This is a genomic window from Saccharothrix syringae, from assembly GCF_009498035.1.
Classification (GTDB): domain Bacteria; phylum Actinomycetota; class Actinomycetes; order Mycobacteriales; family Pseudonocardiaceae; genus Actinosynnema; species Actinosynnema syringae.
Map to the genome: position 1 here is coordinate 121,125 of NZ_CP034550.1, position 19,201 is coordinate 140,325.

General features: G+C 75.0%; 19 protein-coding genes. 12 read left to right on the forward strand and 7 right to left on the reverse strand.

The window, feature by feature from the left end; all coding sequences use genetic code 11:
• Positions 1-5: 5 nt before the first annotated feature.
• The 3 genes from cydC (at position 6) to EKG83_RS00555 (ending at position 4,852) form a co-directional block, all read left to right on the forward strand.
• Positions 6-3,083 (forward strand): thiol reductant ABC exporter subunit CydC, encoded by a 3,078-nt coding sequence (gene cydC / locus EKG83_RS00545; protein ID WP_033435152.1) that lies wholly within the window; start codon positions 6-8, stop codon positions 3,081-3,083.
• On the forward strand, positions 3,080-4,216 hold the full coding sequence (locus EKG83_RS00550; protein ID WP_153277814.1) for a GAF domain-containing sensor histidine kinase: 1,137 nt from the start codon (positions 3,080-3,082) through the stop codon (positions 4,214-4,216). Before cydC ends, EKG83_RS00550 begins: the two co-directional genes overlap by 4 nt.
• 72 nt (positions 4,217-4,288) lie before the next feature.
• The gene (locus EKG83_RS00555; protein ID WP_033435125.1) at positions 4,289-4,852 is read left to right on the forward strand and encodes an HD domain-containing protein; all 564 of its coding nucleotides are present in this window, start codon (positions 4,289-4,291) and stop codon (positions 4,850-4,852) included.
• Between the two features lie 145 nt (positions 4,853-4,997).
• Here EKG83_RS00555 and EKG83_RS00560 read toward each other — a convergent pair whose 3' ends face one another.
• Entirely contained in the window at positions 4,998-5,627 is a 630-nt protein-coding gene (locus EKG83_RS00560) for a response regulator (RefSeq protein WP_033435124.1), read from the reverse strand.
• 60 nt (positions 5,628-5,687) lie between these two features.
• Between EKG83_RS00560 and EKG83_RS00565 the strand changes: the two genes are divergently transcribed.
• The gene (locus tag EKG83_RS00565) at positions 5,688-6,170 is read left to right on the forward strand and encodes a GNAT family N-acetyltransferase (RefSeq protein WP_033435123.1); all 483 of its coding nucleotides are present in this window, start codon (positions 5,688-5,690) and stop codon (positions 6,168-6,170) included.
• Between the two features lie 46 nt (positions 6,171-6,216).
• Here EKG83_RS00565 and EKG83_RS00570 read toward each other — a convergent pair whose 3' ends face one another.
• The gene (locus EKG83_RS00570; protein WP_051766889.1) at positions 6,217-6,828 is read right to left on the reverse strand and encodes a macro domain-containing protein; all 612 of its coding nucleotides are present in this window, start codon (positions 6,826-6,828) and stop codon (positions 6,217-6,219) included.
• A gap of 103 nt (positions 6,829-6,931) precedes the next feature.
• Between EKG83_RS00570 and pheA the strand changes: the two genes are divergently transcribed.
• From pheA to EKG83_RS00585, 3 genes are read left to right on the forward strand one after another with little or no spacing between them, the layout of a single operon-like run.
• Positions 6,932-7,825, forward strand: coding sequence for a prephenate dehydratase (gene pheA, locus EKG83_RS00575; RefSeq protein ID WP_153277815.1), 894 nt, complete (start codon positions 6,932-6,934; stop codon positions 7,823-7,825).
• Positions 7,822-8,445, forward strand: a complete 624-nt coding sequence (locus EKG83_RS00580; RefSeq protein WP_033435122.1) for a histidine phosphatase family protein — start codon at positions 7,822-7,824, stop codon at positions 8,443-8,445. Before pheA ends, EKG83_RS00580 begins: the two co-directional genes overlap by 4 nt.
• Positions 8,442-9,149, forward strand: a complete 708-nt coding sequence (locus EKG83_RS00585) for an SDR family oxidoreductase (protein WP_033435121.1) — start codon at positions 8,442-8,444, stop codon at positions 9,147-9,149. Before EKG83_RS00580 ends, EKG83_RS00585 begins: the two co-directional genes overlap by 4 nt.
• A 13-nt stretch (positions 9,150-9,162) precedes the next feature.
• Here EKG83_RS00585 and EKG83_RS00590 read toward each other — a convergent pair whose 3' ends face one another.
• Positions 9,163-9,513: a metallopeptidase family protein gene (locus tag EKG83_RS00590; protein ID WP_033435120.1), complete on the reverse strand. Its 351-nt coding sequence runs from the start codon at positions 9,511-9,513 to the stop codon at positions 9,163-9,165.
• Positions 9,514-9,517: 4 nt separating this feature from the next.
• On the reverse strand, positions 9,518-10,582 hold the full coding sequence (locus tag EKG83_RS00595) for a septum formation family protein (protein ID WP_228122467.1): 1,065 nt from the start codon (positions 10,580-10,582) through the stop codon (positions 9,518-9,520).
• A gap of 120 nt (positions 10,583-10,702) precedes the next feature.
• On the opposite strand from EKG83_RS00595, the gene EKG83_RS00600 reads away from it, so the two are divergent.
• The 4 genes from EKG83_RS00600 (at position 10,703) to EKG83_RS00615 (ending at position 13,995) form a co-directional block, all read left to right on the forward strand.
• Complete coding sequence (locus EKG83_RS00600) at positions 10,703-11,356, forward strand: hypothetical protein (RefSeq protein ID WP_322746626.1); 654 nt, start codon at positions 10,703-10,705, stop codon at positions 11,354-11,356.
• Entirely contained in the window at positions 11,357-12,520 is a 1,164-nt protein-coding gene (locus EKG83_RS00605) for a glutathionylspermidine synthase family protein (protein WP_033435118.1), read from the forward strand. It begins immediately after the preceding gene.
• Positions 12,521-12,602: 82 nt separating this feature from the next.
• Complete coding sequence (locus EKG83_RS00610; RefSeq protein ID WP_033435117.1) at positions 12,603-13,055, forward strand: DUF350 domain-containing protein; 453 nt, start codon at positions 12,603-12,605, stop codon at positions 13,053-13,055.
• A 202-nt stretch (positions 13,056-13,257) separates the two neighbouring features.
• Positions 13,258-13,995: a class I SAM-dependent methyltransferase gene (locus EKG83_RS00615; protein ID WP_033435116.1), complete on the forward strand. Its 738-nt coding sequence runs from the start codon at positions 13,258-13,260 to the stop codon at positions 13,993-13,995.
• 25 nt (positions 13,996-14,020) lie between these two features.
• Here the strand turns inward: EKG83_RS00615 and EKG83_RS00620 are convergent, their stop codons facing one another.
• Positions 14,021-15,181, reverse strand: coding sequence for a glycosyltransferase family 4 protein (locus tag EKG83_RS00620; RefSeq protein ID WP_051766887.1), 1,161 nt, complete (start codon positions 15,179-15,181; stop codon positions 14,021-14,023).
• A 413-nt stretch (positions 15,182-15,594) separates the two neighbouring features.
• On the opposite strand from EKG83_RS00620, the gene serS reads away from it, so the two are divergent.
• Positions 15,595-16,845 (forward strand): serine--tRNA ligase, encoded by a 1,251-nt coding sequence (gene serS / locus EKG83_RS00625; protein ID WP_033435146.1) that lies wholly within the window; start codon positions 15,595-15,597, stop codon positions 16,843-16,845.
• A 3-nt stretch (positions 16,846-16,848) separates the two neighbouring features.
• On the opposite strand, the gene lhgO is transcribed toward serS, so the two are convergent.
• Together lhgO and EKG83_RS00635 are read right to left on the reverse strand one after the other, a co-directional pair.
• The gene (gene lhgO / locus EKG83_RS00630) at positions 16,849-18,036 is read right to left on the reverse strand and encodes an L-2-hydroxyglutarate oxidase (RefSeq protein ID WP_033435115.1); all 1,188 of its coding nucleotides are present in this window, start codon (positions 18,034-18,036) and stop codon (positions 16,849-16,851) included.
• An 11-nt stretch (positions 18,037-18,047) separates the two neighbouring features.
• Entirely contained in the window at positions 18,048-19,175 is a 1,128-nt protein-coding gene (locus tag EKG83_RS00635; protein ID WP_051766886.1) for a glycosyltransferase family 4 protein, read from the reverse strand.
• Positions 19,176-19,201: the final 26 nt, after the last annotated feature.

The window sequence follows — 19,201 nt, forward strand, 5'->3', positions numbered from 1 at the left end:
ACCCCGTGAGCCTCCCCGGCGCCCCTTCCGCCAAGAAGCCGGGGACGGGTCCGCTCGGCGCGCTGCCCACCCTCTCGCGGTCGGCGCGCCGGGCGCTGGCCTGGTGCGCGGCGCTGGCCGTGGCGACCTCCGGTGCCCTGGTCTGGCAGGCCGTGGCGCTGGCCGAGGCCATCGTGGCGGGCGGCTCGCTGTGGGCGCTCGCCGCCGCCGTGGTGCTGCGGGCGCTGCTGGCGTGGGCCACCGAGTCCGTCGCCGCCCGCGCCGCCGCCGGCGCCAAGGAGGAGCTGCGGGCCGCGGTGCTGGACCGCGCGCTGGGGCTGGGGCCGTCGTGGATCACCGCGCGCGGGCCCGCCGGGCTGGCGGTGACCGCGACCAGGGGCCTGGACGCGCTGGACGCCTACTTCACCCGCTACCTGCCCGCCCTGGTCACCACCGCGGTGGTGCCGGTGCTGGTGGGCGGGTGGGTCCTGTGGACCGACCCCACCTCGGCGGTGCTGATCGCGGTGACCCTGCCGCTGATCCCGGTGTTCGCGATCCTGATCGGCAGGTTCACCTCCGCGCGCGTCGCCGCGGCCGCCACGGCGCTGGAGCGGCTGTCCGGCCGGCTGGCCGAGCTGGTGCGGGTGCTGCCGGTGCTCACCGCGTTCGGGCGGGCGGCGGCGCAGGCCGACGCCGTGCGCGAGGTCGGCGAGCGCTACCGGCGGGCCACCATGGGCACGCTGCGGGTGGCGTTCCTGTCGGCGCTGGTGCTGGAGATCGCGGCGTCGCTGTCGGTGGCGCTGATCGCCGTGGGCATCGGGCTGCGGCTCGTGTCGGGCGAGATGACGCTGGTCGTCGGGCTCGTGGTGCTGATCCTGGCGCCCGAGTGCTACCTGCCGCTGCGGGCGGCGGGCGCCGCGCACCACGCGTCCGAGGACGGCGTGGAGGCCGTGCGGCGGGTCTCGGAGATCCCGGTGCCCGCGCCGCGGCCCCCCGCGCGGCGCGTGACCGGCGTGGAGGTGCGCGACCTGCGCGTGCGGCGGCGGGACCGGTTCGCGCCGGACGGGGTGGGCTTCCGGGTCCGGCCGGGCGAGGTGCACCGGCTGGACGCGCCCAGCGGCGCGGGCAAGTCCACGCTGTTCGGGGTGCTGCTCGGGTTCGTGGAGCCCGACGGCGGCTCGGTGTCGGTCGACCGGGACGCCATCGCCTGGGTGCCGCAGCGGCCCGCGTTCGCCGGCCGCACGGTCGCCGACGAGCTGGAGCTGACCACCGGCCGGGTCGACCTGGACGTGCTGGCCTCGGTGGCGGCCGACCACCTGGTGGCGCGGCCGGTCGCCGAGCTGTCGACCGGCGAGCGGCAGCGGGTGGCCGTGGCGCGGGCGCTGACCCGGGTCCGGGACGGCGCGTCCGTGCTGCTGCTGGACGAGCCCACCGCCCACCTCGACCCGGCCACCGCGGCGAAGGTCATGGCCGCGGTCGAGCGGGCCGCGGCCGGTGGCGCCGCGGTCGTGCTGGCCAGGCACCGCGAGGTCGAGGGGGCCGCCGACGCCGGGGCGGCGCGGCCCGTCGAGCGCCTGGCGCGGCGCCCGGCGGTGCCGCGCTCGCCCCGGCCCACCGCCCGGCTGCTGGCCGGTGCCGCCCTGGGCACGGCCGCCGCGCTCAGCGGCGTGGCGCTGACCGCCCTGGCCGCGCACCTGATCGCCAAGGCGGCCACCCAGCCGCCGATCCTGACGCTGTCCGTGCTGGTCGTGGGCGTGCGGACGTTCGCGCTGGCCAAGGGGGTGCTCCGGTACCTGGAGCGGCTGGTCACGCACGACGCCGCGTTCCGGTTCGCCGAGGCGCTGCGGGTCCGGCTGTGGCGGGGCCTGCGGCCGGGGCGGGCCGAGCTGACCGGCCTGGTGGACGACGTGGACGCGGTGCGCGACCTGGTGCCGCGCGTGCTCCAGCCGCCGCTGGTGGCGGCGGGCGCGTCGGCGGCCGCGGTGCTGCTGTTCGCGCTGGTCCAGCCGTGGGCCGGGCTGGCACTGGCGGTGGCGCTGGTGGTCGGCGGGACGCTGGCGCCCGCGGTCGCCGTGCTCACCGAGCGCCGGGCCACGGCCGTGCTGGCGCGCGGGCGGCGGGAGGTGTCCGAGCGGGTGCTGACGCTGCTCACGGCCGCACCGGACCTCATCGCGTTCGGCGCCGACCGGGTGGTGCGCGCCGAGTTGGCCGAGCGCGACGCCGCCCTGGCCCGGCTGGCGCGGCGGCAGGCGCTCGGCGCGGGCGCGGCGACCGGCGTGGTGCACCTGACCACCGGCCTGGCCGCGGCGGTGTGCGTCGGCCTGTCCGGCGGCGTCGACCCGCTGCTGGTGCCGGTGCTCGGGCTGGTGCCCCTGGCGCTGGCCGAGGTGCTGGGCGCGCTGCCCGCCGCCGCGCAGCACCGGGCCGCGCTGCGCGAGGCGTACGGCCGGGTCGTCGACCAGGCCCGCGGCGGCGCGACCCGGGTGCGCACGGCGCCCGGCGTCTCGCTCGACCACGTCACCCTGCGGTGGCCGGGGAGTGCCGAGCCGGTGCTGGACGACGTGACCCTGCGCCTGCCCGCCGGGGCGAGGGTCGCCGTGGTCGGGCCGTCGGGCGCGGGCAAGTCGAGCCTGCTCGCGCTGCTCCTGGGCTTCCTGGAGGCCGAGCGCGGCGAGGTGGCGCGGCCCGCGCGGGTGGCGTGGTGCCCGCAGGAGCCGATGCTGGCGTCCACGACCGTGCGCGAGAACCTGCGGCTGGGCGACCCGCACGCCGACGACGCGCGGCTGCGGTGGGCCCTGGACGTGGCCGGCGTGCCGCTCGACCTGGACACCGCGATCGGGCCGACCCTGCTCTCCGGCGGCGAGGCGCAGCGGGTGGCGCTGGCGCGGGCGCTGCTGCACGACGCGGACCTCGTGCTGCTCGACGAGCCGACCGCGCACCTCGACGAGCCCACCGCGCGGGCGCTGCTGGCGCGGCTGGACGACGTGCTGGCCGACCGCGCGGTCGTGCACGTCACCCACCGGCCCGAGGAGGCCGACCGCGCCGACCTGGTGCTGGAGGTCGACGCCGGTCGGGTGGCGGTGCGCGCCGGGGCCTACCGTTGATCCCCGTGGACCCCGCGCGCGTGCTCGCCGCGTCGACCGAGATCACCTCGGCGGCGCTCGCCGGCGACGACCCCGACGCCGTGCTGCCGCTCGTGGTGCGCAGCGCGGTCGAGCTGGCCGAGGCCGACCTCGGCCTGGCCATGGTCACCGCCGACGACGGCACGATGACCGTGGAGGCGTCCTCCGGCGAGGCGTCCTCCGGGGACGACGACCCGGTGGGCGTGGTGCTGTCCAGCCGCTCCTCGGCGGCGCGCGCGGCCCGGACCGGCGTGCCCGTGGTGGCCGACGACTTCACCACCGACCCGCGCACCGCGCCGTACGTGCCCAAGGCGCTGCGCGGGTACGGGCCGTTCGCGGTGGCGCCGTTCGGGACGCGGGAGCGGCGGATCGGGGCGCTGGCGGTGTACCGGCGCAAGGGCGCGCCGCCGTTCCGGCCGGACACGGTGGACGTGCTCGCCGCGTTCGCCGCGCAGGCTGGCCTGGCCGTGGTGCTGGCCGAGGGCTCCACGGCGCGGCAGCGGGTCGCGGTCTACCAGGAGCGCGAGCGCATCGCGCGCGACCTGCACGACGTGATCATCCAGCGGCTCTACGCGACGGGCGTGCAGCTGGACCTGCTCGACCGGCGGCTCAAGCTGGAGGGCCGCGAGGCGCGGCGGCTGGCCGAGGCGGTGGACCAGCTCGACCAGACCATGGCCGAGGTGCGGGCCACCGTGCGGGCGCTGCGCAGCGCCGACCCCGGCTCGCCCGCCGAGGCCGACCTGAGGCGGTCGGTGCTGGCCGAGGCGCGGACCGCGGGCGAGCTGCTGGGCTTCGAACCGGAGGTGCGCACCGAGGGCGACCTGGTGGACGTGCCCGCCGAGCTGGCCGACCACGCGCGGGCGGCGCTGCGCGAGGCGCTGTCCAACGTGGTGCGGCACTCCGGCGCGCGGCGCGTGGGCATCGCGGTGCGCCGCACCCCCGACCGGCTGGACCTGGAGGTCACCGACGACGGCTGCGGCATCCCGCGCGGGGTGGCCAAGCGCGGGCTGCGGCACCTGGGCGAGCGGGCGCTGGCCGCCGGGGGCGCCTGCGAGATCACCTCGTCGCCGCGCACCGGGACCACGATCCACTGGCACGTGCCGCTGCGCGCCTGAATCCCCCCGAACGGCTGCGGACCGCGCGCCGATCCCCGAGGATGCACCCCACGACTACCAGGGGAGCACGAGTTGGCGGACGACGACGCCGCGGCCATCGCCGCGTTCGGCTACGAGTTGGGCGTGCTCAAGCGGGTGCGCCGCACCGGGTGGTGGCACGCCGGCGTGCGCGACCCCGAGTCGGTGGCCGAGCACACCGCGCGGGTCGCCCAGCTCGCCGCGCTGATCGCGGTCGAGGAGGGCGCCGACCCGGCCCGCGCGTCGCTGCTGGCGCTGTGGCACGACACCCAGGAGACCCGCACCGGGGACCTGCCCCACACGGCCGCCGACTACCTGGTCAAGCCGGACCCGCGGGCCATCACCGCCGACCAGACCGCCGGGCTGCCGCCGCGCGTGCGCGACGCCGTCCGGGACGCGGTGGACGAGTACGAGGCCCGGGAGTCCGCCGAGGCGCGGTGCGCGAGCGACGCGGACAAGCTGGAGATGCTGCTCCAGGCCGTCGAGTACCGGGACGTCGGCGTGCGGCGCGTGGACGAGTGGGTCGAGTCCGCCCGCGGGCGCCTGACCACGGGGACCGCCCGCCGGATCGCGGAGGCGGCGCTGAGCACGTCGACCCTGGCCTGGCGGGACCGCTGAGACCTCGGCGCGGTGGCCGGGGACTCCGGGGCTTCGGCGCGGCGGTCGGGGACTCCGGCGCGGCGGTCGGGGACTCCGGCGCGGCGGTCGGGGACTCCGGGGCTTCGGCGCGGTGGCCGGGGACTTCGGCGCGACCGCCGGAACCTCAGCGCGACCGCCGCGCCACCCAGGCCGCCGCCTGCGTGCGCCGTTCCATGCCGAGCTTCGACAGCACCGCGGTCACGTAGTTCTTCACCGTCTTCTCGGCCAGGAACAGCCGCTCGGCGATCTGCCGGTTGGTCAGCCCCTCGCCGATCAGGTCGAGCACCCGCCGCTCCTGCTCGGTCAGCGCGTCGAGCACGTCGACCTCGGCCGGGCGGCGCAGCCGGTCCAGCACCCGGGCGGTGGTCTGCGGGTCCAGCAGCGACCGTCCCGCCGCCACCTCGCGCACCGCGTTCACCAGGTCCTGGCCCCGCACCTGCTTGAGCAGGTACCCCGACGCGCCCGCCATGATCGCGCCGACCAGCGCCTCCTCGTCGTCGAACGCGGTCAGCACCAGGCACCGGGGGCCGTCGGGCAGCGAGCGCAGCCGGCGGCACAGGTCGACGCCGCCGCCGTCGGGCAGCCGGACGTCCACCACCGCCACGTCGGGCCGGGTCGCCGAGGCGCGCACCAGCGCCTCCCCCACCCCGCCCGCCTCGGCCACCACCGAGATGTCGTCCTCGTCCTCCAGCAGTTCGCGGAGGCCCCTGCGAACCACCTCGTGGTCGTCCACGAGCAACACTCGCACCGGCACGAACCAACCATAGGTCGAATGCCGGTACCCACCGCGCGCGGTCACCAAGACAGTGCAGGAATGTTCGTACGCGCGATCGAGGAAGCCGACCGGATCGTGGTGGGCCGGTTGGTGCTGGAGCTGTGGGGCTCGCACACGGCCGTCGCCCACGGGCACGTCTTCTTCCCCGCCAGCCTGCCGGGTTTCCTGGTGGAGCAGCAGGAGCAGGTGGTCGGCCTGCTCACCTACACCACGGCCGACGGCCACCTGGAGATCGTCACCATCGACGCGTTGCGGCGCGGCCGGGGCGTGGGCAGCTCGCTGGTCGACGCCGCGGTGCGGCGCGCGCGCCAGCTCGGCTGCACGCGCGTCCGCCTCACCACCACCAACGACAACCTGGACGCCCTGCGCTTCTACCAGCGCCGGGGGTTCCGGCTCACCGCGCTGCGGCCCGACGCGGTGCGCGAGTCGCGCCGGCTCAAACCGGAGATCCCCAGCGTCGGCGACTACGGCATCCCCATCACCGACGAGCTCGACCTGGAGCGCTGGGTCGCACCGCGCTAGTTGTCCACAACGGTCCCCAGGTTGTCCACAAGGTTGTCCACAAGGGTCACCGGCGGGGGAGCGGGCTGAACACCTCGTCCCACGCGGCCGCGACCTGGCGCGCGCACGTGGTCGGCGCGACGCCGCCCACACCCGTGCCCAGGCCCGGCATGGCGATGGTGCGCACGGCCTGGCGCACGAACCTGCCGTCCTCCAGCCGCCCGTGCAGCCACAGCCGCAGCACGGCGCGGGCCGCCAGGTAGGGGTGGACGGTGTCACCGGGCAGCAGCTCGCCGGGCCGGCGCATGGTCGGCGCGCTGATCAGCCACTGCGGCTCGGTCTCGCCGGTCGGCACGACCAGCGCCTCGCCCACCGGCAGCTCGCCGCCGTGCAGGGCCAGCACGGCACCGCGCACGTTGTCCTCGACCTGCGGGAACGCCCGCGCGTACACCGCGTCGATCCCCCCGCGCATCCAGCCGAGGGAGTTCGCGGGACTCACCACGGCCTCGGCGACGATGTCGAGCACCGAGCCCCGGTGCACCTCGACGCCCGGCCTGCCCTCGGCCACCGCGAGCCAGGCGAGGGCCAGCGGTTCGTCGACGGCGCACAGCACCAGACGGGGAACTGCTACCGGAGCGTTGATCTCACCCTCCGTATCGGCGGACACGAACACCAGCATTCCAGGAGAACCCGTTGCTGCGGAACGGGGGCGGGCACCCACCGGGCGGGTGATCCTCGCCTCAACCCCGATCACGAACCGTGCTCCTCGTATCGTTGCGGCCGTGCTCGCCTATTTCGGACCGCGGGGAACCTTCACGGAGCAGGCCGCACGCGGCTTCGCCACCCCGCAGCAGGAGCTCGTGCCCTTCGACACCGTGCCCGCCGCCCTGACCGCCACCAGACGGGGTGAGACGGAGGCCGCGTGCGTGCCGGTGGAGAACTCCGTCGAGGGCGCGGTGCCGGCGACCATGGACGCGCTGACCGAGGGGGAGCCGCTGGTCGCGGTGGCCGAGGCGGTGCTGCCGGTGCGGTTCAGCGTGCTGCGGCGGCCCGGCGGCGGCCCGGTGCGCACGGTGGCCAGCCACCCGCACGCGCTGGCGCAGGTGCGCCACTGGCTGGCCGAGCACCTGCCGGACGCCGAGGTGGTCGCCACGACGTCCACGTCCGCCGCGGCGCGCGCCGTGCTGAACGGCGACTTCGACGCGGCGGTGAGCGCCCCGGTGGCGGTGCGGCACTACCCGCTGGAGGTGATGGCCACCGACGTGGCCGACGTGCGCGACGCCAAGACCCGGTTCCTGCTGTTCCGCAGGCCCGGCCCGCTGCCCGAGCCGACCGGCCACGACCGCACCTCCGTGGTCTGCACGGCGGCCGACCGCGTCGGCGCGCTGGCGGACCTGCTGGCCGAGCTGGCGCTGCGCGGCATCAACCTGACCCGCATCGAGTCGCGGCCCACCAAGGACCGGCTCGGCGAGTACCGCTTCTACATCGACCTGGACGGCCACGCCGCCGAGCCCCGGGTGGGCGACGCGCTGGCCGGCCTGCACCGGCACTGCCAGCACATCCGGTTCCTCGGCTCCTACCCGAAGGCCGAGCCGGGCGGCGTGCCCGCGGGCAACGACGCCTTCGTCTCCGCCGCCGGGTGGGTGGCCGACATCAGGGAGGGGAGGGGCGCGTGAAGCTGGTCCTGGTCCGCCACGGCGAGACCTCGTCCAACGTGCGGATGGTCCTGGACTCGAGACCGCCCGGGCCGCCGCTGACCGAGGCGGGCCGGGCGCAGGCCGCCGCCCTGGCCGAGGCGCTGGCCGCCGAGCCCGTGGCCGGCGTCTACGCCAGCACGGCCCTGCGCGCGCGGCAGACCGCCGAGCCCGTCGCCGCCGCGCACGGCCTGGAGGTCGAGGTCGTCGAGGGCGTGCAGGAGATCTTCTGCGGCGACCTGGAGGGCCGGCACGACCGCGCCGCGTTCGAGGAGTTCATCGCGGTGGTGCGGCGGTGGGGCGAGGGCGAGGTGGACGTGCCGGTGCCCGGCGGCGAGACCGCCCGCCAGGTGCTCGACCGCTTCCTGGTCGCGGTCGACCGGGTCGCCGCCCGGCACGCCGACGGCGAGACCGCCGTGCTCGTCAGCCACGGCGGCGCGCTGCGGATGGCCGCGCTGGCGCTGGCGGCCAACGTGCGGCCCGCGCTCGCCGAGGCGGGCCTGCTGCCCAACACCGGCCGCGTCGTGCTGGAGCGGACCCCCGGCGGCTGGCTGTGCACGTCGTGGACCGGCGTGGACGTGGCGGAGGGGTTACCGCGGTGAGGATCCCCGGCTCCACCGCCCTGGTGACGGGCGCCAACCGCGGCATCGGCAGGCACTTCGCCCGCCAGCTGCTCGACCGGGGCGCCGCGAAGGTGTACGCGACCGCGCGCGACCCGGAGGGCGTGGACCTGCCGGGCGCCCACGTGCTCCGGCTGGACGTCACCGACCCGGCGTCGGTGACCGCCGCGGCCCGCGCCGCCGGGGACGTCACCCTGCTGGTCAACAACGCGGGCATCAACACCGGGCAGAACCTGGTCACCGGCGACCTGGCCAAGATCCGCCTGGAGATGGACACCCACTTCTACGGCACGCTGGAGGTGGTCCGCGCCTTCGCCCCCGTGCTGGCCGCCAACGGCGGCGGCGCGATCGTCAACGTGCTGTCGGCGCTGTCGTGGTTCTCCGCGCCGGGCACCAGCGCCTACGCCGCCGCCAAGGCCGCCCAGTGGAGCCTGACCAACGGCATCCGCCTCGAACTGGCCGGCCAGGGCACCCAGGTCACCGCGCTGCACCTGGGCACGGCCGACACGGACATGATCGCGGGCACCGGCCTGGAGCCGCTGAACCAGCCGGGTGACGTGGCGCGCGCCGCCCTCGACGGTGTCGAGGCCGGTGAGCTGGAGGTCGTGGTCGACGACTGGAGCGCGCACGTGAAGGCGTCGCTGGCGGGCGACCCGGCGGCGTTCTACCGGGACCTGGCGGGCTGACCCCGGGACCCGGCTACCCCCAGCCCAGCTCGTGCAGCCTGTCGTCGTCGATGCCGAAGTGGTGGGCGATCTCGTGGACCACGGTGATCGCGACCTCGTCCACCACGTCGTCCTCGTCCTGGCAGATGTCCAGGATCGCCTCGCGGTAGACGGTGATCCGGTCCGGCAGCACCCCGCCGTAGTCCGAGGTGCGCCGGGTCAGCGCGATGCCGTGGTAGAGGCCGAGCAGCCCCGGTTCCTCCGGGTGGCGGTCCTCGACCAGCACGACCACGTTGTCCATCGCCGAGGCGAAGGCGGGCGGGATCAGGTCCAGCGCCTCGGCGACCAGGTCCTCGAACCGCTGACGGGACATCTCCACCGGCACGTGGTCACCTCGATGCGCTCGTCTCGGTCGTGCTCGTGGGCGCGCTCGACGCGCTCTCCGGGTTCGACGACGGCGGCGCGGCCGACGACGACTCGGTGTTGGACGCCGAGTGCAGCGGCGCGCCGGTCGGCTCGTCCTGCCGCACGGTGGTGGTCTGCGGCGGGTTCGACGTGGTCAGCGGCGGCGCGTCCGGGTTGCGCACGCTGCCCTCCCAGGCCACCAGCCCGTCGGTGGGCACGGCGCCCACCTTGCAGTTGGTCAGCCGCGAGCCGGCGGCCCAGCTCTCCGGCGCCCTGGTGTCCCAGGTGACCACGAGGTTGCGCGCCTTGAGGTCGGCCCCGCCGGTGTACTCCTTGGCGATCCGGTCGCACTCGCCGGCCAGCAGCTGGTCCTGCTGCTCGGGCGCCGGGTAGTCGCCCGGCGGCATCGGCACCACGCCGACGATCTCGAACGTGTGCGGCTTGGCGCACTCCACCGGGTCGCCCACCGACCGGGCCTCGGTGATGCCCAGGCACACGCCCGGGTCGTAGACGTCGGACTGGTCCTGGGTGCGGGCGCTGCCGTAGGCCGGCAGCAGGCCGCCCGCCGGGCCCGCGACCTGCAGGCCGCAGCGCAGCGTCCGCTGACCCTCGCCCCACAGCCGCTCGCCCGGGTTGAGCGGGCCGACGGTGTACTTGCCGAACGGGTCGAACCGGCCGCCGAGGAAGTCCATCGACACCTTGGTGCAGTGCTCCTGGCTGACCTGCTGCCACTGCGCGTCGTCGGGGAAGGGCGCCTGCGGGCCGTGCGAGGACGAGATGTCCACCACCCCGGTGACCTCGAACAGGTGCTGGGCGGCGCAGTCGACCTTGGCCACGTCGGCCAGGTCCTGGCGCGTCCAGTTCAGGCAGTCGCCCGCCTGGGCGGTCAGCACCGGGTTGACCTGCGTCGACCCGCCCGACAGGGAACCGCCCGCGCCCACCGGCCACGAGGTGAAGGTGCTGAGCGCCAGCAGGGCGAAGGCGCCCGCGAACGCGCCGAGCATGACGACGTGGTCACCTCGGCGAAACCAGCGAGCGCTCATGGACATCTACTCCATGATGCCTGTGCCGACCGAGGAGCCCACCGGGCGGGTGCCGAGTGTTGCTAATTGGACACTCGTCACCCAAATGGCGGCCGATCTCTGTACCGTCCCCGCCGGGAGTGGCTGATGACTGAGAACGACAACACCGGGAACGCCCCGACGCCGGGGCCGGCCGGAACCGACCGGCCGCAGGCGCCGGGCGGTGGCGCGGCGCCGCCGCCGTACGTGCCCGCGCCGGCACCCGGGGCACCGCAGCAGGTCGGCCGCGGCAAGGTCCGCAGCCAGGAGCCGGGGCGCACCAGGCCGCGCCCGGCCACCGTGGCCGAGCAGCGCGCGCGTGCCCTGGCCATCCAGCAGGAGCGCGACGCCGAGGCGGCCCGCGAGGCCGAGGAGAAGCGGCGCAAGAAGCTGCGCAAGCGCCTGCTCATCGGCGGTGGCGTGGCCGTCGGCGTGGTCGGTGTGGTGGCCATCTGGTACGCCGTGGCCAGCCCCGACGAGGTCGACGCCCAGTGCACCATGGACGGTGTCGTGGTCGACGACGACTACTGCGACGACAACTACGTTCGCAGCCACGGCGGCTACTCCAGCGGCGGCTTCTTCTACATCGGGGGCAACTCCTACCGCTACCACTACGGCGGGCCCAGCACGCCGGTCGGCCAGAAGGTCTCCGGCGGCAGCTACACCCTGCCCAAGGGCGCGAACGTCAGCACGTCCTCGGGCAAGGTGATCCAGCGCGGCGGCTTCGGCGTCTCCGGCGGCAGCAAGAGCGGGAGCAGCTGAGTGCGCCGGGAGACCTCCACCCCCCGACCGAACTGGCAGCGCACCGTCTCCGACCAGGGCCTGGTGTTCGGCGCGCCCGGCAGGAACGCCGACGGCAGCCCCCGGCCGTACTGGGACGAGTCCGCGCACTACGTGTTCGACATGAGCGAGGTCCTGTCCCTGGAGGCGGACGTCGAGCTGCTGCACGGCATGTGCCTGGAGGCCGTCGACAACGTCGTGCTCACCGAGCGCTACCGGGACTTCGGCATCGCCGAGTGGCTGTGGCCCGCGATCGCCGAGTCGTGGAAGCGCCGCGACCCGCACGTCTACGGGCGGTTCGACCTGCGCTACGACGGCGGCGGCCCGGCCAAGCTGCTGGAGTACAACGCCGACACGCCCACCTCCCTGCTGGAGGCGTCGGTGGTCCAGTGGAACTGGAAGACCGACCTGTTCCCCGACGACGACCAGTGGAACTCCGTGCACGAGAAGCTGGTGGAGCGCTGGGCGGAGATCGGCTCCCGGCTGCCGTCCAACGAGGTGCACTTCACCTGGTCCGGCGCGGAGCCCTCGGGCGAGGACCACGTCACCGTGGCCTACCTGCAGGAGACCGCGGCCGAGGCGGGCATGGACACCGTGGGCCTGGCCATCGAGGAGATCGGCTGGGACCCGGTGCTCAACCGGTTCGTCGACCTCGAAGAGGCCCCGATGGGCACGGTGGTGAAGCTCTACCCGTGGGAGTGGGTGGTCGAGGAGGAGTTCGGCCGCCACGCCGTGGCCGGCCTGCCCACCACCCTGTGGCTCGAACCGCTGTGGAAGATGCTGCTGTCGAACAAGGCGCTGCTGGCGGTGCTGTGGGAGATGTACCCCGGCCACCCCAACCTCCTGCCCGCGTTCCTGGACGACCCCGGTCTCCTCACGGAGTACGTGCGCAAGCCGCGGCTGGGTCGGGAGGGCGCCAACATCCAGATCGTCGCCCCCGGCTACGAGACCAGCACCGGCGGGGTCTACGGCAAGGAGGGCTTCGTCTACCAGCTGTTCGACCCGCTGCCCGAGTTCGACGGCTACCGGCCGGCGCTGGGCGCCTGGGTCGTGGGCGACGCCTCGGCGGGCCTGGGCATCCGCGAGACCGTCGGCCTGGTCACCGACGACGGCGCGACGTTCGTGCCGCACCGGGTCGTGGGGTGAGCGCACGCCCGGCCCGACCCACTCCGTCACCGGCTCCTTCACCGGCGGCGCACACCCCCAACCCGCACCCCCTGGAGGATCAGTGATCACCAACCTCGCGTTGGACCCCGGCTTCGGCAGCAGCATCGGCCAGGGCGTCGGCGCCATCGCGCTCTACGCCGTCGTCGGCCTGCTGCTGATGGTCTTCGGCTTCTACGCGATCGACTGGACCACGCCGGGCAAGCTCAGCACCCTGGTGCGCGACGGCCACCCGAACGCGGTCATCGTGACCTCGGCCGGCCTGGTCAGCATGGCCATGATCGTCGTGGTGGCGATCTACAGCTCGGCGGGCAAGCTGGACGAGGGCCTGCTGTCGGCGCTGATCTTCGGCCTGGTCGGCATCGTGGTCCAGGTGCTCGCGGTGCGGCTGCTGGAGTGGGTGACCCGGCTCGACATCGGCGCCCTGATCCAGTCCGACCGGTTCGCCCCGGCCAGCGTCGTGGTCGCCGCCGCGCACGTCGCGCTGGGCCTCGTGGTCGCCGTCGCGATCTCCTGACCGGTGCCGCCGGCCGGACGCCTGCCCGCAGCCGTGGAAAAGCCCTCCCGAATTGGAATATCGGGAGGGCTTTTCGGTACTTTCACGTGCTGGATTCACGGGGGGCGACCCGTTTCGCGGTAACCCCCTCCCGGTGACCGGAACAGGGCTAGGGTCGAACGGTCAACCGCCCCGGGTCGAGCGCCGCACAGGGAGGAAGCCCGTGCCCAACATCCACGTCCTGCGCACGGAACTGGACCGGACGATCAGCGGCCTGCGCGAATCCGTGCGCGACAAAGGCGTGGTCCCGACCGCCCGCCGGGTCGCCGCGGTGGCGGCCGGCCAGGTGGCGTTCCCGATGACCAGGGTCGTGCGGCGCGACGAGCGCTTCGGCTTCCTCGGCGAGGAGCTGCCGTACACCTTCCTCCGCTACAACAACGCGTTCCTCAACGAGCGGGCCGTGGAGATCTCGATCGCCCGCTGGTTCCTGTCCCACCGGCGCGGCCGGGTGCTGGAGGTCGGCAACGTGCTCGCGCACTACGGCTTCCGGGCGCACGCGGTGGTCGACAAGTACGAGGTCGTCCCCGGTGTGCTCAACGCCGACGTCGTCGACTACCGGCCGGCCGAGCCGTTCGACTCGGTCGTGGCGATCTCCACCCTGGAGCACGTGGGCTGGGACGAGAGCCCCCGCGAGCCGGACAAGGTGTTCCGGGCGATCGAGAACGTCAGGAACTGCGCCGCGCCCGAGGGGCGCGTGCTGGTGACCATGCCGATCGGGCACAACCAGGCCCTCGACGCCGGGCTGCGCGACGGCCGGGTGGCGTTCCCGCGCGAGAGCTGGCTGGTGCGCGACAGCCGGCGCAACGAGTGGCGCGAGACCACGGCGGACGAGGCCCTGACCAAGCGGTACGGGCACCCCTACACCGGCGCGAACGGCCTGTACGTCGGCATGGTGCTCTGAGGACGACCCGACGGGCCCGCCGCGCTCACCGCCGGGCGGCGGCGGCTCCGGCCAGCCGGTCCAGGATCTGCAGGGCACTGGCCCGGACGGTGTGGGTCCGGCTCACCCGCAGGTACCAGTCGTGGGTCGACTTGCGCATCGCCTCGCCGGCCGAGACCACGTCCACGATCGCCGCGCCCAGCTCCGCGGGGTCGGTCGTCCGGGCCACCAGCCCGTTGACGCCCGGCTCGACCAGCTCGGTGGACGAGTTGTCGGCGCCCTCCACCAGCACGACCGGCGTGCCGACCGCGCACGACTCGACCACGACCAGGCCGTAGCCCTCCCGCTGCGACGGGTTGACCAGGACCGCCGCCGTGCGGATGCCCTCGTCCAGCTCCTCCTGGTCGACGAAGCCGGGGGTGCGGACGACGTCGCCCAGGCCGAGGCGCTCGACCTCGGCGAGCACGGCGGCGCGGCCGGCGCCGTCGCCGAAGATGGTGGCCTCCAGGTCGGGGACCTGCTTGCGGGCCTCGGCGACGGCCGCCGGGATGGTCTCGACCCGCTTGTCCGCGATGTGCCTGCCGACGAAGACCACGCGCGGGGGCGAGGTGACCGCCGTGTTCGGCTCCACGTCCTCGCGCGGCTCGATCAGGCCGGGGCTGACGACCGGCTCGCCGCGCAGCCCGGCGGCCCTGAGCCGGCCGGCGTGGAGCCGCGAGTGGCACGACGCGGTGGGGCTGAGCTTCACGGCGAGCCACTGGAGCGCGTTGGCCACCCGGCCGACGACCGGGCCGGCGTAGGCGCGCCACTGGTCCGGGCGCCACACCTCCAGCCAGTCGACGTCGATCGCGACGCCCGAGCCCAGCAGCGCGGCGCGCACGGCGGGCACGTTGGTGCTCGGCACGGCGCACACCAGCACCGCGTCGTACCTGTTCCGGTTGGCCAGCAGGTGCCCGGCCAGGCCGCGGGCGTAGCGCAGGGCGGGGCCGAGGGTGCGCACGCCGTTCTCGTCGTAGAGGTCGCGGTCCCGGCTGACCGCGATGACCTCGATGCCCTCGATCACCGGCGGCTCGTCCCACTGCAGGCGGGTCAGGTAGGTGACCTCGTGGCCCTCGGCGACGAACGCCTCGGCGAAGCCCCGGTACAGGCGTTCGCCGCCGCCCTTGGTCCAGGGGAACAGGCAGTCGAAGGCGATGGCGATGCGCACTGGCGCTCCTCTTGATCGCATTTCGGAGTGGTGCTGCCGACTCGCCGGATCGGCGGTCGGGTGGCGGCATTGCACAGACGGGAAACCGTACTCGGCTGTTGTAACGCAAATGAGTCGCGTGGATGTCCGCGACCGGGAGTTGCGCGTTACATTCACGCGAAAGGGTTAAGCTGATTGTCTTTCTGCCCGTTCGGGCAGGGTTTGTCCCGCGCTGTGTTTTCGGTTGGGTGAAAAGTCGTTTCCGCCGGATCTTTCACCGGTGGTCCGATCACCGGCAACCGGTCGTTTCCGCCGGGGTGCACCGGCGGCGCGCCGCGGGCCGCGCGAACACGGCCGCGAGCGGCGTGGACCCGGGTCGGGCCGAGCCGCACCGCCCCGGAAACGGCTGGGTGACGGGTACTACCCTGACCGGTGTGATTGACCTCAAGGCACTGCGCGAGAACCCGGAAGCCGTCCGCGCGTCGCAACGCGCGCGCGGCGAGGACGAAGCCGTGGTCGACGCGCTGCTGTCCGCCGACGAGCGCCGCCGGGCCGCCATCGCCCGCGCCGACGCGCTGCGCGGCGAGCAGAAGGCGTTCGGCAAGCAGGTCGGCCGGGCCAGGGGCGAGGAGCGCGACGCGCTGCTGGCCAAGGGCAAGGAGCTGGCCGCCGAGGTCAAGGCCGCCGAGGTCGAGCAGTCCGCCGCCGAGGCCGAGCTGGCCGAGCTGCACCGCGCCGTGCCGAACGTGGTCCACCCGGACGCCCCGCACGGCGGCGAGGACGACTACGTGGTGGTCAAGCACGTCGGGGAGCCGCGCGCGTTCGACTTCGAGCCGCTGGACCACCTCGACCTGGGCACCCGGCTCGGCGCGATCGACATGGAGCGCGGCGCGAAGGTGTCGGGCTCGCGCTTCTACTTCCTGACCGGCGTCGGCGCGCAGCTGGAGCTGGCGCTGCTGAACCTGGCCGTCGCCCAGGCCACCGCCGCCGGCTTCACGCTGATGACCACGCCGACGCTGGTGCGGCCGGAGATCATGGGCGGCACCGGGTTCCTCGGCGCGCACGCGAGCGAGGTCTACCGCCTGGAGGCCGACGACCTGTACCTGGTCGGCACCTCGGAGGTCCCGCTGGCGGGCTACCACGCCGACGAGATCCTGGACGGCCCGAAGCGCTACGCGGGCTGGTCGTCGTGCTACCGCCGCGAGGCCGGCTCGTACGGCAAGGACACCCGCGGCATCATCCGCGTGCACCAGTTCAACAAGGTCGAGATGTTCTCCTACGTCGCGCCGGAGGACGCCGAGGCCGAGCACGCCCGGCTGCTGGCCTGGGAGGAGGAGATGCTGGCCAAGGTCGAGGTCCCGTACCGGGTCATCGACACCGCGGCCGGCGACCTGGGCAGCAGCGCGGCCCGCAAGTTCGACTGCGAGGCGTGGATCCCGAGCCAGCGGGCGTACCGGGAGCTGACCTCCACCTCGAACTGCACCACCTTCCAGGCGCGCCGGCTCAACATCCGCCACCGCGACGAGAACGGCAGGCCGCAGGTCGCCGCCACGCTCAACGGCACCCTGGCCACCACCCGCTGGCTCGTGGCGATCCTGGAGAACCACCAGCAGGCCGACGGCTCGGTCGTCGTCCCGCGGGCGCTGCGCCCGTTCGTCGGCAGGGACGTCCTCACGCCCGCCTGACGGTCAGGACCAGCTCAGCTCCACCTCGCCCGCCACGTGCCGGCCGATCTCCAGGGCGGAGGTCGCGGCGGGCGAGGGCGCGTTGAGCACGTGCACCTGCCGCGGCGCGGTGTCGATCAGGAAGTCGTCCACCAGCGACCCGTCCGGGCGCATCGCCTGCGCCCGGACCCCCGCCGAGGCGGGCACCAGGTCGTCCTCGGTGACGGCGGGCACCAGCCGGGCCAGGCTCGCCGCGAAGCGCCGCCGCGACAGCGAGCGCAGCACCTCGTCCACGCCGGTCCGGGCGAACCGGCGGGCCAGCCGCCACGTGCCGGGGAACCGGGCCACGTCGAACACGTCGGACGCGGAGAAGTCGCGCCACCGGTAGCCCTCGCGGCGCAGCGCGAGCACCGCGTTCGGGCCCGCGTGCACGCTGCCGTCGAGCATGCGGGTCAGGTGCACGCCCAGGAACGGCAGCGCCGGGTCGGGCACCGGGTAGATCAGCCCGCGCACCAGGTGCCGCCGGTCGTGCCGCAGCTCGTGGTACTCGCCCCGGAACGGCACGATCGCCGCCGACGGCGTGACGCCGGCCAGCCGCGCGATCCGGTCGCTGTGCAGCCCCGCGCAGTTGACCAGCGCGTCCGCCCGCACCACGCCGCCCGGCGTGGCCACCTCGACCCCGCCGCCGGTGCGGGCGCGCCGGATGCCCAGCGCGGGCGAGTGCAGGCGCAGGTCGTGCCCGCTCAGCTCGCGCACCAGGGCCGCGCACACGGCCGGGAAGTCGATGATGCCGGTGCTCTCCACCCGCAGCGCCGCCACCGCCGCGACCTCGGGTTCGTAGGAGCGCGCCTCGTCGGGCCCGATCCGCCGCGCCGGCACGCCGTTGGCCGCCGCCCGCTCGGCCAGCGCCTCCAGGCGGGGCAGCTCGTCGGCCGAGGTGGCGACGACGAGCTTGCCGCACACCTCCACCGGCACGCCGTGCTCGCGCGCGTACGCGACGATCGAGGCGTTGCCGGCCACCGACATGCGCGCCTTCAGCGACCCCGGCTTGTAGTACAGGCCCGCGTGCACCACGTTGCTGTTGTGCCCGGTCTGGTGGGCCGCCCAGTGCGGTTCCTTCTCCAGCACCACCACGTCGTGCCCGCGCCGCGCCAGCTCCCGCGCCGTCGCCAGGCCGACGATCCCACCACCGATCACCACGACTCGTCGCACAGGCGCAGACTCTAACCCGGCGTTCCGGCGGCCGACTCCCGCGGGCGCGACCCGGCCACCCGGCGGTAGACCTCGGCGGTGGCGTCCGCGCTGCGCCGCCAGGTGAAGGTCGCGGCACGCCTGCGCCCGGCCGCCGCCATCGCGGCCCGCGCGCCCGGGTCGCCGACGACCCGGCGGACCGCGGCGGCGATGGCGGCGGGGTCGCGCGGGTCGAAGTACGCCATGTCGTCGCCGCCGACCTCGCGCAGCACCGGGATGTCCGAGCCGACCACCGGGCAGCCGCGCGCCATCGCCTCCAGCACCGGCAGCCCGAAACCCTCGAACAGGGTCGGGAACGCGTACGCGCTCGCCCCGTCGTAGAGGGCGGCCAGCTCCTCGGGGCTCACCCACTCGCGCAGCTCGACGTCACCGCCCAGGTCCAGGCGCTCCACCACCGGCCGCAGCGGGTCGTCGCCGTGGCTGCCGGTGACGACCAGCCTCGGGCGCTCGGCGGCCGGGATGAGCGCCCACGCCTCCAGCAGCCGGTCGAAGTTCTTGTGCGGCATCCGGTTGCCGCCGGTCAGCACGTACGGCCGCCCGGCGGGCGCGGCGGGCGCGGTGTCGACCACCCGGTCGACGCCGTTGTGGACGACGTCGATGTCGGCCGTCGGCCGGCCCAGCAGCTCGTGCACGTCCGCGGCGGTGGCGTGGCTGACGACGACGACCCGGTTCGCCGTCCGCACCGCCGCCCTGGTCAGCACCTGCACGCCGCGCGCCTGGCGCCGCCCGCCGGGCACCCACTCCGGGTGCCGGATCGCCTGGACGTCGTGCACCGTGACCACCGTCGGCAGCAGCCGCACCAGCGGCGCGAAGTTCGTCGGGCAGTGCAGCAGGTCCGCGCCGAGGGACCGGGCCCGCGGCCCGACGGCGAACGCCACCGCCGCCGCCCACGCCGCGCGGTTCTCCCCCGACACGGGCAGCGGCACGACCTCGCCGGGGAACCAGTCCACCGCCCGCCCGGCCAGCTCGCGGTTGCCGATGCCGACGAACCGCAGGTCGTCGTGCGCGGCGAGGGCCTGGAACAGGCCGCGGGCGTAGCTCTCGGTACCGCCCTTGCGACCGGTGTAGTAGACGAGGTCGACCGCGATGCGGAGTGGCACGGCGCTCATCGTAGGGCCGTGCCCCC